Here is a 13,263-nt window from a genome sequence, read left to right on the forward strand (position 1 = left end):
AAAATCCATTATAATCTTTTATGAAAGACATTGTCCAATCTGGGCATATATTATTGTGATGGATTCAAGAGATGGTCTGATTTTAACAGGGTGGAGTGAAAGTGAAAATCTATGATATTTATCCGTTATGAAAATTGGAAAGATTATTTGAAGTATTTCCCTTTGACGTCGATTCTTTTAATTGCAAATGTTGTTATGTTCATCGTGTTAACGGTTAACGGCGGGGCGAGAAGTGTTCCGACTTTATTTCATTTTGGAGCATTGATTAATGACGGTGCGTACTTGAATGAGTGGTGGCGTTATGTAACAGCCATGTTCCTTCATGGAGGTTTTGATCATCTGTTGTTCAACAGTTTTGCGCTCATTGTATTTGCTCCTCCTTTAGAGCGATTGCTTGGGTCTGTGAGATATGGTGTATTGTATCTGGGCGGAGGTGTAGTAGGGAATATTCTAGCCATTGCATGGTACAAATCGATTGGTCAGCTTACCATTTTGTTAGGGGCGTCTGGTGCAATCTATGCCGTCTATGGTGCGTTTCTCTACATAGCTCTGTTCCAACGGAACATCATGGATGAGACATCGCGCAAAACGTTGTATACGTTGTTGCTATTCGGTATCATTTTTTCCTTTGCGGTTGCAAACGTCAGCTGGATGGCGCATTTGGGTGGTTTACTCGGAGGGTTCTTTATTTATGGTTTGATCATTCGCTTGTGGAAACCTCGTATCTTCAAGAAATAGTCGGAACGTTCTCAAGATGGAATGCGGTCAACGATATTGCAGGGTATAACAGATTGGAGCGATCAGGCAAGTGGAATTAAGACAGTTACATTATTTTCTAAAAGTAGCACAGAAGGAACATGTTACACAGGCAGCAGAGGAGTTGCACGTGGCACAATCTGCGGTCAGTAGACAGATTCATCAGCTAGAAGAAGAGCTTGGTGTAGATCTTTTTATGCAAAAAGGGCGTAATCTGCAGTTAACTGCGGTAGGGCAGCTTTTTTGCAAACGAGTTGAAGGTATTTTGAAGGATCTCGACAAGGCTGTGGGTGAAGTGCATGAGTTTCTTGACCCGGAGCACGGGGAGATTCGGATTGGCTTCCCGCATAGTCTGGGGATTCATCTTATTCCATCTGTAGTGGCGGCTTTTCGTCAGAAGTATCCGAATGTGAAATTCAGATTCAAGCAGGGGATGTACCCGACATTGATCCGGGATGTGTTGTCAGCGGAAGTGGACCTTGCTTTCATTTCACCATTTCCGGAAAAGCATGATCAGGTTGCAGGTGATATTGTACTGACTGAGGAATTGCATGCCATCTTGCCACCTAATCATCCGCTAGCGGGAGAAGAGACGATTGCATTGGAGCAGTTGAAGGATGAAAAGTTTGTCTTGTTTAGCAAAGGATATTCTTTGCGGCCAATAGTATGGCATGCCTGCCTAGAAGCTGGATTTACACCGAAAATTGCTTTTGAGGGCGAGGAAACGGATACGATTCGTGGTTTGGTAGCTGCAGGTATGGGTGTTAGTCTGCTGCCGGAAATGGCTTTGTTCCAGACGAATCCCCTACAACCTGCACATGTGGCGATTTCCCATCCGAAAGTAACCCGAACGATTGGATTGATTCACCGTGCAGACGACAAATTGCCACTTGTTGCGCAGTCTTTCCGTTCGTTTTTACTTCAATACTTCGGTTTACAACAAAACAATACCCCATCCGGATAACGGTGGGGTATTGTTTTTGTTTATTTAACTTTTCATGAGTGGCTGAAACCATTAATCCCGGCTGTTAAAGATCCCGATGTAACGAATCAGTTCAAGTAAAGAGATCAATGCAGCGGCAACATAAGTCAAAGCTGCGGCATTCAACACTTTGGCTACGCCTTTTTCTTCTTCGTTACGGATATAACCTTCAGATACCATAATCTCACGAGCTCGATTGCTGGCGTTAAACTCGACCGGCAATGTAATCAATTGAAATGCTACAGTAACGGAGAAGAAGATAATCCCGATTCCCACCAGGTTCATCGCGTTAAAGAGGAAACCTGCGATCAACAGGAATGGTGCAAGTCCAGATGCAAAGTTTACAATTGGAAAGATGCGGTGACGCAATGCTAGCATAGGGTAACTTTCCTTATGTTGAATGGCGTGACCTACTTCGTGACAAGCAACAGATAAGGCCGAGATGGACTTTTCATAATATACAGGTTCTGACAAACGTACAACCCGGTTGATCGGATCGTAGTGGTCAGAAAGTGAACCGCGAACCGGTTCGATCGGTACATCGTGCAGGCCATTGGCATCAAGCATATGACGGGCTGCATCATAACCGGTCATTCCGTTCTGATTGGGTACTTCTGACCAGCGTCTAAAGGTGCCTTTAACGCGAAATTGCGCCCATAACGAGAGCAAAAATGCGATGATGATCAATACGAACATACCGTTATTAAAACTCATATCCATTCCTCCGCTTTCATAATAAGCTACATCATGGTGTTTTCAAGCAAGATTTTCAATGCTTCCATCGTACCGGCGCTTTTGGTAAGTAGGCCTGCCATCATCTTACGAGCTTGTACAGGTTTCATCTCTCCAAGCAGTGGTTTAAGTTCATTGACTTCTCGCTCAAGTTGCTGCACATGGAGTTCAAGTGTTGTCAGTTTGCTGGCTACTTGTTCTTCTGTGCTGACCAGACGCCACTTTTCAAGAGATTGTTTAATCTCTTCGAGACTATACTTCTCTTGTTTCATCTGTACAATACGTTCAAGTCTGGTTAAGGTTTCATGACTATAGAGACGATAATTTTTCTGTGTTCGTTCTTCGGGAGCGATTAACCCGAGCTTCGTGTAATAGTCAATTGTCCGTTCGCTTACACCAGCCGTTTTGGCGAGTTCGCCAATTCGAAAAAGTTTCATATCCCCAATGATATTCACCTCGCTTGCAAGTTCAAATGTAGGGAAATGTGGTTTCCTCATGCGCTTCACATGGAACACGCCTAATTTTTCTTACTAATAAGTATGATACATGATCATGAACCATACAGTCAAACGTTATGCTTTGATCAATAGCTTGCTTTATTTCTATATCTATGTGCTTAAAGCAAGTGATTATGTACTTAAGTGCAAGAAAAAGACGTAAGACTTTATTCCCATAAAATATTTTTGAAAATGATGAAAATACTCTTGTCAACTTTCCTTACTTCTGCTTATAATGACATTAAGAGTTTCACGATATGTTAATAAACATAACATAAGAGGGAGTGGGGTACATGAGAAAGAAATGGTTGGTTTCAATGTTAGCAATGCTTACTTTACTGGCTTTCCCAATGAGTGCATTTGCAGCGGCAGCGGAGGGCCCGAGTAATCTTGAACTTCAAAGCGGTCTGAACTCGGCCTTTACGTTTCTGGCTGTAGTGTTGGTGTTCTTTATGCAAGGTGGGTTTGCGCTCCTTGAAGCAGGTTCGACACGAATGAAAAATGCAGGACATATTGCGGGTAAGACGATCCTGACATTGGGTATTTCAGTTATTGCGTTCTGGGGACTTGGTTTTGGCCTAGGCTTTGGTAACGGTAACGGATTCTTCGGAACAACCGGTTTCTTTATGAGTGGAGATAACATGGCAGCTTCCTTTGAATCACTTGCTTTCTCCGATGTTCCACTAACGATTAAATTTGTATTCCACCTTGCATTTGCGGCTGTCTCGCTGGCTATTGCCTGCGGGGGTATGGCAGAACGTGCAAAGATGAGCGTATATATCGTGTTTGGTACACTGTATACCATTATTATGTATCCGGTTGTTGCTCACTGGGTATGGGGCGGCGGCTGGCTTGCAGAGCTGGGCATGCAGGATTTCGCGGGTTCAACAGTCGTTCACTTGACCGGTGCAACTGCGGCTCTGGTAGCTACTATTTTGCTAAAACCACGTATCGGAAAATACAACAAAGATGGAAAACCTAACATCATTCCAGGTCACAACCAAGTGTATTCCGTACTCGGGGTTATTATCCTCTGGATCGGTTGGTTCGGTTTCAACCCAGGTAGCACATTGTCTGCAATGGGTGAAGGATTCTTCGGTTATGTGGCACTCACTACAAACGTAGCTGCGGCTGCCGGTGGTGTTGCTGCACTGTTGATCTCCTGGGCAGTCCTTGGGAAATCAGATATTCCTAGCATGTTGAACGGGGTGCTTGCTGCACTCGTAGCGATTACTGGTGCTTGTGCTTTCGTAGAACCTTGGGCTGCACTGGTCATTGGTGCAATCGCAGGTATCATTACCTTCTTCACGGCTCAATTTTTTGACCGCAAAGGTATTGACGATCCGATCTATGCGTTCTCTGTACATGGTATTGCTGGTATGTGGGGAGCCATCTCCACCGGTTTGTTCGCAACACCTGAACTTGCTGAAAAAGTAGGTGTAGGTCAAGCGGGTCTGTTCTATGGAGGTGGATTCCACCAACTAGGTGTTCAATTGTTAGGTCTTGCTGGCGCATTTGCCTTCGTACTCGTGATGTCCTTCATTATTCTCGGCGGTATGAAAGCTGTAATGGGTATTCGCGTTACTGAAGAAGAAGAAACCATGGGTCTGGATCTCAGCGAACATGGTACGTACGGCTATCCTGAGCAAATGAAACATGCTGATTCCAAATCGGGCGGTACGTTCAGCTCCTGAGGTAAATGATAATTGAAATTGCTTCAAGGAGGCTGGATATGATGGAACCTATCTCAACAACGAATCTTTCCTGGTCTTATCAAGGGATCGATGGTGCCGCTTCTGCACATGAACTGCGCCAGGCTCGCGTCATTTTACAGAGAGAGCTCCAGGAATCATTGTCCACTTCCTTGTCGCTGGTCGAATGGTACGAGACGGTAAATGAACTGCATGACCGCATTGCACGGAAAGCGGTAGAGTTATGCATTCAGGGGATGGTAGAGGAGGGCTTCGGCCAGCCTCCCGTCCCCTATGCCTTTATCGTATTTGGAAGCTCCGGCAGGGAAGAAGCGACATTATGGAGTGATCAGGATAATGGCATGATTATCAGCGATACTCCGCATGCAGGAAAAGAAGAATATTTTATGGAACTGGGAATACGTATTGCCGATCTATTGGCACAGTTGGGTTATGCCAAATGTGAGGGCAAGGTGATGTGCTCGGAGCCGCTCTGGCGTAAAACACTGGCATCCTGGAAGGAGCAACTCTTGGAATGGAGTTCTGACCTGAACTGGGAGCCTGTACGTAACCTGATTATTGCTTCCGATATGCGTTTTATTGCGGGTGAGGTAAGTCTGGCAGATGCTTGGCTTGCGAGTTTTTATGAACAGTTTCGCCGAGTGCCTGAACTCTCGGATGCCGTGCTGCGTAATACAGTGAAACATAAGGCGACACTAAATATACTGGGCCGCGTGGTTACAGAGCGATTTGGTGAACACGCAGGCGGTTTTGATGTTAAATACGGTGTGTATATTCCGCTGGTCAACAGTGCCAGGTTTTTGGCTTTACAGCATGGGATACAGGAATCATCGACGTTAAAACGTATGGAGAGACTGACTTCGCTTGAGGCGCTTCCTTTTCAGTTAACGGATACGTGCCAGCGTGCATTTACGTCTGCTCTGAAACTGCGCCGAAACACACCCGTTGTTATCCGGGAGGATTTGCAGCAGAGCAGTGGTTTTTTGGATGAAAGACAAATGAAACAAAAGCAGATTCATTATGATCTGAGAGAGACACTGGGACTCGTTAAGCGAGTGCATCGTGCTTTGCAAAGACAGTTGCGTTTTGCAGAAAGGAGACGTCCATGAGAGAGCCGGCAAGGGGCAGTACAGGATTTTGGAATTCGCTGCGTCAGGGAGGGGTTCCTTCCGCCATCGCTTCCATTATGGGAGCCCCTACGGCGCAACATATGGCGTTCATCCGTTCCATGATGAGGGAGCAGCGTAGACCAGAAGTGTTGCATACACCTTTAAAAGAACTGGATGCAGTGGTGTTTGATCTGGAAACAACGGGCTTCTCACCCCAGCATGGAGATGAGATTCTCTCCTTTGGTGCCGTGCGCATTCGCGGCGGTGTTGTACTGGAGGAGGAGCAGTTTTACACTGTGGTACAGTCAAAGACGGCGGTACCGAAGCATATTACTGAGCTTACGGGGATTACGCAGCAGATGACAGAAGAGGCGCCAACACTGCTGAAGGGACTGCATGATTTCATGTCCTTTGTTGGTGGGAATGTACTTGTTGCTCATGCGAGTGCGCATGACCGTGCTTTCCTTAATGCAGCGTTATGGCGAACCTCCAAAGTCAGGCTGACCCATCGTTTGATTGACACGATGATGCTCGCCCGTTGGCTTGAACCCACAAGACCCGGATACGGGCTGGATGAATTACTGGAATCCAGAGGTATTCCCATCTTCGGGCGACACCATGCGCTTGAAGATGCTAAAATGACGGCGCGGTTATGGTCTTGTTATCTCGAGGACATGCAACGAAAAAACATTGAGACATTGGGAGACCTCTACACCCAATTAAGTCATGCGTAACATTATTGGTACCAGGCTATAAGAGGGTATAGGAGACGATGCTCCTCGTCGTCGCTGTTCTTCATTCGATATAATCTGGTAAGCATTCAGGAGCATGCTTGACGTCGCCACGCTTGAGACTGAAGTTGAGGCCGAAAGATCAGGTGCGCCAATCAGATAAGTCTGAACCACACCTGCGAAGTTCGGAAGGGCTTGCAGATCCTCTTGCGAAGGAATCGGTATTGTACGCGGGTGGGAGTGAAAGATGCCAACGATGGTACCTTCCGAGTAAAAACTTTGAATCCATTCCGTTTGATCCAGCGAGAAGTGATGCAGCGGGTCAGGCGCTACGTTACGAATGGGCTGAAACCGACTGATTCGTATGCCGCCCGCTGCGGATTCACCCAGCACAACCCCGCAGGCTTCCTGCGGCAGCGAAAGATGCATGTGCCTGGACATTTCCTGTTCCACCGAGCGGGGAAGGATTAAGGTATTTTGCTGCCCGTGAAGTGCTGCCATTTGTATTCACCCCTCTCTCTTTTGGCTCCTGCTTATGCAGGAGTCCTTTTTATTTTATTTTGTTCCATCTGGATTGTAAAATTTTAAGGGAAAAGGGTACAATATCATAAAGGATCGTTGTGACACTATTTGGATACTTTGACTGGACAAGAGGGTGGCGGATGATGAAACGTAACATATACATACTGCTTGGAGTTGTTCTGCTTGTTGGTATAGCGTTAGCTCAGAATAAGGATAGTGGCATAGCAGCTGTTTTTAAACAGGAGCAACCTCTGCCGACGGAAACAGGGCCGAAGGCAGGTTTGCTGGCACCGCCGTTCTCTCTGACGGGGCTGGATGGTAAAACTTATAGCGTGGGTGGGGCGAAAGAAAAAGCGACTTTTGTAAGTTTTTGGGCATCATGGTGTGACCCATGTAAACAAGAAGCGCCAGAACTAAACCATTTCGCGGAAAAATACAAGGACAAGCTGGATCTGTACGGTGTAAATGTTACTTCATATGATAAACTGAAGGATGCCAAAGCTTTTGTAGACGAGTACAAGCTTACATTCCCGATTCCACTTGATGAAAAAGGGACAGTGTATGCTCAATATAATGGCGTTGCATTTCCAACGAATGTTCTGATTGATTCTCGTGGAGTCATTCAAGAGATCGTTCTTGGCATATTGCCAGAAAAAGAGCTGGAGAAAAAAATTAAAAAGTTGATTGAAAACTAAAAGCCTATGTGCTCACGTGTTCAGCAATTAAAAAAGCTTCTGCTGCCATCAGTAATGGCTGCAGAAGCTTTCTTTATTTTCCGGGAAATAAGAAGTTGGTTTGTGTTTAGGCTGGATTTAAAATCTTAATGATTGATTAGCCCCGGAGTCGGAATCGAGATTGGGTCCGGCTCGTTCAGGATATTTTCCTGAAGCAGTGCATACCTGAAACTGTGTACAAGCGCTTCCCAGCTCGCTTCGATGACGTTCTCGGATACACCAACCGTATTCCAGGTGTTCTCTGTATTTTTGGATTCGATCAATACACGAACTTTGGCGGCGGTGGCATCCTTCTCATCCAATACACGAACTTTGTAGTCAGACAAGTGCATATGAGCAAGAGAAGGAAAGTACTGCACAAGTGCTTTCCGAAGCGCGTTATCGAGCGCGTTGACTGGACCGTTGCCTTCTGCAGCGGTGTACACACTTGTTCCAGCGACATTGAGTTTGACAAAAGCTTCGGATACAACGGATTTACCAGCCGTTTTCTCCACGAGCATTTTGAAAGATTCGAATGTGAACAGTTCTTTCATATCGCCATTCGCTTCACGAATCAATAATTCCAGTGAGGCATCAGCACCTTCGAATTGGTAACCTTGATGCTCCAAATCTTTGATTTTTTCAATGATTTGCCGTGAATTCGCACTGCTTGGATCAAATTCTAAACCGAGTTCCTGTGCTTTAGATACGATATTGCTCTGTCCGGCCAGTTCAGAGACAAGCACACGTTGCTTGTTGCCGACCAGTTCTGGCACGATATGTTCATATGTCCGTGAATCACGCAAAATGGCTGATACGTGGATCCCGCCTTTGTGAGCAAAGGCGGCATTACCCACATAAGGTTGGTTGATGGGCATATTCACGTTAGCAATCTCACTGATGTAGCGGGCGACATTCGTGAGTTGTTTCATGGAGTCATCTGACACACACTCGTAACCAAGCTTCAACTGCAAATTAGGGATGATAGAAGCAAGATTAGCGTTACCACAGCGCTCGCCATAACCGTTCATTGTGCCCTGAACCTGACGAGCTCCAGCTTGTACAGCGCTGAGGGTATTTGCAACAGCCAGCTCACAGTCATTATGAGTGTGAATACCAAGATGAGCATGAGGCAGCGTCCGGTGCAGACTGGACACGATCTCGTGAACTTCGTGCGGCATCGTTCCGCCGTTGGTATCGCACATCACCAGCCAGTCCGCTCCGGCTTCGTGAGCTTTGGTCAAGACGGCTTGTGCGTACTCGGGGTTATTTTTGAACCCGTCGAAAAAGTGCTCGGCATCAAAAATCACTTCCATTCCGCTTTGCTTCAAGAATGCGATGGAATCATAGATCATGGATAGATTTTCTTCGAGCGTTGTTTGCAAAGCGGTATGCACATGAAAGTCCCATGATTTTCCGACCAGTGTTGCGGCTTGTGCCCCGGATTCAATCATACGCTTCAGGTTAGCATCTTCGCTGGCAATGCTGCCCTTGCGGCGTGTGCTTCCGAATGCAACGACCTTGGCGTTCAGCTTCAGCTCCTTGACTCTTTTGAAAAACTCAATGTCCTTGGTGTTGCTGCCGGGAATTCCGCCTTCAATATAATGAGCACCTAGGTCGTCCAGCTTTTTGGCAATTTTGAGTTTGTCATCTGCCGACAAGCTGACACCCTCTCCTTGTGTGCCGTCACGTAAAGTCGTATCGAAGATGGAAATGGCCTTTGACATGAAGATCCTCCTTTAAGGTAAAGCGCTTTTTTTATAAGTTTTGATCATAGGGTTGAAAAGCAGATAAAAATGTTAATGGATAAATCCTTCGGTGTAGCAACGCTACACTGTGTTAAACTGGTTTGATGGATTTGTCCCAAACGCGTGAATTTGTATAATTAATTATTATAGCATCATTATAGCCAAATGCTACATTGAATTCGCAGGTTAACGTAAACATTTGCCCATTTAAATGTGAAAAAGCGTTCGGGGATACGAAACAGGCATCTATGTTATAATTTGGTTTAATGGAAGAGAGGGGATAACGGTGACTATAGTATGGGAGAATGTAATAATTGCGGTTGTGCCGCTCATCATTATTGGTCTGGTTGTCCGGGCCGTAATCAAGAACAACAATAGGTCTGAACGAAAATAAAGTGAACTCCCCAGCCGGGAGGGTTAGAAAGGGTGGGGGGCGTGAAGTCTTCAGACAACAATCCTCCAATTGATGTAAGTAATTATTATCCATCAGCTGGCAGAGTGATTCTGCATGTGGACATGAACGCCTTCTATTGTTCTGTACACGAAGCAGAGGAACCGGAGTTATATAGAGGAAAAGCAACTGCCGTCGCTGGCAGTAGTGAACTCCGCAAAGGTGTTATCGTCACTTGTTCTTACACAGCCCGAAGCAGGGGGATTTCAACGGGGATGGTTGTACATCAGGCGATGAAAAAATGTCCAGACCTTATTGTGATTCGTCCTGACTTTCATCTGTATCGTCAATACTCCAGAGCTTTTATGCAAATTGCCTATAGTTATACGCCGCTGCTGGAAGCAACCTCAATTGATGAGTGTTATCTGGATATTACGGGTTCCAAACAATTCGGTACACCTATTGAAATCGCTGAACAGATTCAGCAGAGAATCATGGAGGAACTTGGCCTGCCCTGTTCCATTGGGATTGCGCCGAACAAACTGCTTGCGAAGATGGCTTCGGATCTGAAAAAACCGAACGGCATCTCGATTTTGCGGATGAGGGACGTTCCGCGTATTTTATGGCACAGGCCGTGCAACGAGATGTTTGGCATTGGGAAGAAGACGGCCGAGAAGCTTAAAAAGCTGGGGATTGATACGATCGGTCAATTGGCTAGATCGGATGAAAAAATGCTGATAGACCTGTTTGGTGTGAATGGTACATGGCTCAAAAATTCGGCTAATGGCATTCATCACTCGCCTGTCCTTGCGGAGCGCGAAGCGAATAAATCGATTGGGCATACAACGACACTGCCAGCCGACGTTTCTGAAATAGGGGATATCCACCGAGTGTTTCTCAACATCAGTGATCAGGTCGCCCGAAGATTACGCAAACACGAAATGCTCAGTCAAGGCATCCAGATCACAATTCGTACCCCTGACATGAAAACGATCACGAGGTCGCGCATGATGGATATACCTACAGAGGATGCGGCGGTCATCTATCGTGAGGCCTGTAAGCTTTTTGCAAAACACTGGGGAAATGGAAAGCCAGTACGAATGCTTGGTATCACGTTGCAGACATTGATTCCGCGAGAAGAGTCGGCTGTGCAGATGGACTTGTTTGAATATGAAGAAAAGCCAAAAAAGGAAAGTTTAATTCGAATTATGGATCAGCTTCGTGACAAATTTGGTGAGAATGCGGTGGTGACCGCAGGTATGCTGGGGGATGACCCTTCCGCATTGCTTCGCAACCACAAAGTAAGAGGGACTTCATTGCAAAAAGATAACTTGCAAAGTTTCGACTAAACAGGGATAATATAAAGTTGTGGTTGTTGCAATTTGATTTGTAATTATTCTAACTTTGGTTTAATATGTTTTTAGATAAAAACACGGTTCGTGGAGAATCCTAGGAGGAGAGATTGTATAATGAGTAAGTATACTTGGGTTGAAAAAGATACATGCATCGCATGTGGCGCTTGCGGAGCAACAGCTCCAGATATCTATGATTATGATGATGAAGGTCTGGCAGAAGTCATTTTTGATGGTGATGCTAACAAAGGAATCAAGGCCATCCCTGATGATTTGTTCGATGATATGCAGGATGCATGCGATGGTTGCCCTACAGATTCCATTAAAGTAGCGGACGAGCCTTTTAATAAAGAAGGTTAATTTTTTCTTCATATTGTACATTAAGGCACATGTTTTGTCCCAGTGACAGAAGGTGTGCTTTTTTATATGTTTATATGATTAGTACCAAGTACTGAAGTCCTATGCATATTTTGCCTCTGGCTGCCGATATATACTCTATAAGCACAAGGCGGAATAGTGGAGGATTAGATGCAAAACACGGATCTAAGGTCATATGTCAAGAAACATCCAGATAATAAAATGGCCTGGTATTTGCTAGGCAAAGAATATCTGGGCGAAGGACAGGAAGCGAAGGCGAATTATTGTTTCCAGCAAGCGGGCGAAGTGTATGAAGCTTTTGAACGTAGTAAAGCTCCTGCTGATATATGGATGGATTACCAGGATAAATTGGTAGAGATGTCTGAACAAAAAGAGAAAAAAAGACGCAGACGTAAAATGTGGCTGACGCTGCTAATGTTTCTCTTGTTAGCGGGTTTGCCACCTGCGGATGCTCCTGGTGCCCATCGTGGGGCAGCGGACGCTCTGTCTGCGGCTCTGGAATCAGAGGATGACATGCCGGCTGCAATGCCTGCTAAAGAGCAGCAAGGAGCAAGTCAGGCATCTGTGGAACAGAATAATGTGTTCACTGCTGCTGGATTTGGCAATGGAAATGATGGAGGAACAGCACTTGCTGCTGCCTGGTCCGGATCAGGAGCCGGGGTTAAAACAACGGCTGTACTCGGCATGCAGAGAACTAAGACGTGGTCCATCTGGAAACGGGATATGCCTGTAAAATATATTATGCAAACGAATCAAAAAGGCAAGCTTACGGCCCAGAGTTATGATGCAAAACAATGTAACTGCAAACCTCCCGAAGTATCCTCCAAGATCAAACGAATGGCGCTCTCTTGGACAACCAAACAGGAGACAGCTGCGGCGTTATCCAGTGCAATTATCTCATATCATAAGCAACACAAAGCATGGCCAAAGAGTGTCACCGCCCTGGCCCAGCCGTTTCCAAACAATATTTTGGGAGAAACTTCAAATGAAATGAGCGAGATGTTTCCTGAACTGTTAGCGATGTCTCAAGCCAAGGCTCAAGCTGGAGAGGGGGCGGCTACCGCAATCGGGAAATCACAGGCTGCTGAACTATCCAACGGGAAAAAGGCTCCGTTTGCTGATACATTGGGTGGACAGCCCTTCTTAGAGAAACCGCTCGAGATTGTTATTGATAAGAGTAACCACAGGCTGGCACTCATAAGCGGGAGCACGATTGTTCGGATGTATGAAGTAGGGCTTGGCGGGGAGCGAACACCTGAGGGTTCATATGTCATTACGGATAAAGTTGTTAATCCGAATGGTCACTCGAATGGAGAGTTTGGAAGTCGAGGCATGCAACTTTCAAATACGAATTATGCCATCCACGGGACTAATGAGCCAGATAGCATCGGACTTGACGAGTCCCTTGGATGTGTAAGAATGAGCAAAGCGGATGTGGAGGAGCTGTTTGCTCTTGCTCCGCAGGGAACCCCGGTGCAGATTGGTAAAAATTTGCTGCCAGAGCTTACGTCTGTGCCAAAGACCGAACAGCGGTATAAGTACAAACTTGTTCCACAGCAGAACAATCCAAACAAAACGTATCACTGGTTAAACTGATCTTGCTTATATTTCGTATGTTCGTTTTATCCGTAAGCATCCGC

At 45.8% G+C, this 13,263-nt stretch carries 13 protein-coding genes; 9 read left to right on the forward strand and 4 right to left on the reverse strand.

Annotated features, from left to right (window positions below):
* The first annotated feature begins 111 nt into the window (after positions 1–111).
* Positions 112–738 (forward strand): rhomboid family intramembrane serine protease, encoded by a 627-nt coding sequence (locus AC1VYS_RS10300; RefSeq protein WP_482914156.1) that lies wholly within the window; start codon positions 112–114, stop codon positions 736–738.
* Between the two features lie 70 nt (positions 739–808).
* Positions 809–1,720, forward strand: a complete 912-nt coding sequence (gene gltC, locus AC1VYS_RS10305) for a glutamate biosynthesis transcriptional regulator GltC (protein WP_482914157.1) — start codon at positions 809–811, stop codon at positions 1,718–1,720.
* 51 nt (positions 1,721–1,771) lie between these two features.
* Here the strand turns inward: gltC and AC1VYS_RS10310 are convergent, their stop codons facing one another.
* Positions 1,772–2,452 carry a zinc metallopeptidase gene (locus AC1VYS_RS10310; protein WP_090924734.1) on the reverse strand — a complete coding sequence of 227 codons (681 nt, stop codon included), beginning with the start codon at positions 2,450–2,452 and terminating at the stop codon, positions 1,772–1,774.
* 26 nt (positions 2,453–2,478) lie between these two features.
* The gene (locus tag AC1VYS_RS10315) at positions 2,479–2,907 is read right to left on the reverse strand and encodes a MerR family transcriptional regulator (protein WP_090924759.1); all 429 of its coding nucleotides are present in this window, start codon (positions 2,905–2,907) and stop codon (positions 2,479–2,481) included.
* A gap of 353 nt (positions 2,908–3,260) precedes the next feature.
* Here AC1VYS_RS10315 and AC1VYS_RS10320 point away from each other — a divergent pair, with 353 nt between their 5' ends.
* The 3 genes from AC1VYS_RS10320 to AC1VYS_RS10330 are packed head-to-tail and all read left to right on the forward strand — an operon-like array spanning position 3,261 to position 6,522.
* Entirely contained in the window at positions 3,261–4,661 is a 1,401-nt protein-coding gene (locus AC1VYS_RS10320) for an ammonium transporter (protein WP_482914158.1), read from the forward strand.
* 41 nt (positions 4,662–4,702) lie between these two features.
* Complete coding sequence (locus AC1VYS_RS10325; RefSeq protein ID WP_482914958.1) at positions 4,703–5,788, forward strand: DUF294 nucleotidyltransferase-like domain-containing protein; 1,086 nt, start codon at positions 4,703–4,705, stop codon at positions 5,786–5,788.
* On the forward strand, positions 5,785–6,522 hold the full coding sequence (locus AC1VYS_RS10330) for an exonuclease domain-containing protein (RefSeq protein WP_482914159.1): 738 nt from the start codon (positions 5,785–5,787) through the stop codon (positions 6,520–6,522). The genes AC1VYS_RS10325 and AC1VYS_RS10330 overlap by 4 nt, the downstream gene beginning before the upstream one ends.
* Here AC1VYS_RS10330 and AC1VYS_RS10335 read toward each other — a convergent pair.
* A complete protein-coding gene (locus tag AC1VYS_RS10335) occupies positions 6,508–7,020 on the reverse strand; it encodes a M67 family metallopeptidase (RefSeq protein ID WP_482914160.1) in 513 nt (170 codons plus the stop codon). The two genes, AC1VYS_RS10330 and AC1VYS_RS10335, sit on opposite strands and share 15 nt — an antisense overlap.
* Before the next feature lie 161 nt (positions 7,021–7,181).
* Here AC1VYS_RS10335 and AC1VYS_RS10340 point away from each other — a divergent pair, with 161 nt between their 5' ends.
* The gene (locus AC1VYS_RS10340; RefSeq protein WP_482914161.1) at positions 7,182–7,736 is read left to right on the forward strand and encodes a TlpA disulfide reductase family protein; all 555 of its coding nucleotides are present in this window, start codon (positions 7,182–7,184) and stop codon (positions 7,734–7,736) included.
* A gap of 125 nt (positions 7,737–7,861) precedes the next feature.
* Here the strand turns inward: AC1VYS_RS10340 and cimA are convergent, their stop codons facing one another.
* A complete protein-coding gene (gene cimA / locus AC1VYS_RS10345) occupies positions 7,862–9,481 on the reverse strand; it encodes a citramalate synthase (RefSeq protein WP_482914162.1) in 1,620 nt (539 codons plus the stop codon).
* Positions 9,482–9,928: 447 nt separating this feature from the next.
* Here cimA and AC1VYS_RS10350 point away from each other — a divergent pair, with 447 nt between their 5' ends.
* The 3 genes from AC1VYS_RS10350 to AC1VYS_RS10360 all read left to right on the forward strand — a co-directional run bounded on the left by AC1VYS_RS10350 (position 9,929) and on the right by AC1VYS_RS10360 (position 13,219).
* Positions 9,929–11,242, forward strand: a complete 1,314-nt coding sequence (locus AC1VYS_RS10350) for a DNA polymerase IV (protein ID WP_482914163.1) — start codon at positions 9,929–9,931, stop codon at positions 11,240–11,242.
* A 120-nt stretch (positions 11,243–11,362) separates the two neighbouring features.
* Positions 11,363–11,605, forward strand: a complete 243-nt coding sequence (locus AC1VYS_RS10355) for a ferredoxin (protein ID WP_090924741.1) — start codon at positions 11,363–11,365, stop codon at positions 11,603–11,605.
* 168 nt (positions 11,606–11,773) lie between these two features.
* Positions 11,774–13,219 carry a L,D-transpeptidase gene (locus AC1VYS_RS10360; RefSeq protein ID WP_482914164.1) on the forward strand — a complete coding sequence of 482 codons (1,446 nt, stop codon included), beginning with the start codon at positions 11,774–11,776 and terminating at the stop codon, positions 13,217–13,219.
* Positions 13,220–13,263: the final 44 nt, after the last annotated feature.

It is taken from the genome of Paenibacillus sp. G34 (genome assembly GCF_056856875.1).

Bases quoted from the DNA above. Each gene is read 5' to 3' on its own strand.
- AC1VYS_RS10300 (WP_482914156.1), top strand. From the start codon at position 112: ATGATATTTATCCGTTATGAAAATTGGAAAGATTATTTGAAGTATTTC.
- AC1VYS_RS10310 (WP_090924734.1), bottom strand. From the start codon at position 2,452: ATGAGTTTTAATAACGGTATGTTCGTATTGATCATCATCGCATTTTTG.
- AC1VYS_RS10315 (WP_090924759.1), bottom strand. From the start codon at position 2,907: ATGAAACTTTTTCGAATTGGCGAACTCGCCAAAACGGCTGGTGTAAGC.
- AC1VYS_RS10320 (WP_482914158.1), top strand. From the start codon at position 3,261: ATGAGAAAGAAATGGTTGGTTTCAATGTTAGCAATGCTTACTTTACTG.
- AC1VYS_RS10325 (WP_482914958.1), top strand. From the start codon at position 4,703: ATGGAACCTATCTCAACAACGAATCTTTCCTGGTCTTATCAAGGGATC.
- AC1VYS_RS10330 (WP_482914159.1), top strand. From the start codon at position 5,785: ATGAGAGAGCCGGCAAGGGGCAGTACAGGATTTTGGAATTCGCTGCGT.
- AC1VYS_RS10335 (WP_482914160.1), bottom strand. From the start codon at position 7,020: ATGGCAGCACTTCACGGGCAGCAAAATACCTTAATCCTTCCCCGCTCG.
- AC1VYS_RS10340 (WP_482914161.1), top strand. From the start codon at position 7,182: ATGATGAAACGTAACATATACATACTGCTTGGAGTTGTTCTGCTTGTT.
- cimA (WP_482914162.1), bottom strand. From the start codon at position 9,481: ATGTCAAAGGCCATTTCCATCTTCGATACGACTTTACGTGACGGCACA.
- AC1VYS_RS10355 (WP_090924741.1), top strand. From the start codon at position 11,363: ATGAGTAAGTATACTTGGGTTGAAAAAGATACATGCATCGCATGTGGC.
- AC1VYS_RS10360 (WP_482914164.1), top strand. From the start codon at position 11,774: ATGCAAAACACGGATCTAAGGTCATATGTCAAGAAACATCCAGATAAT.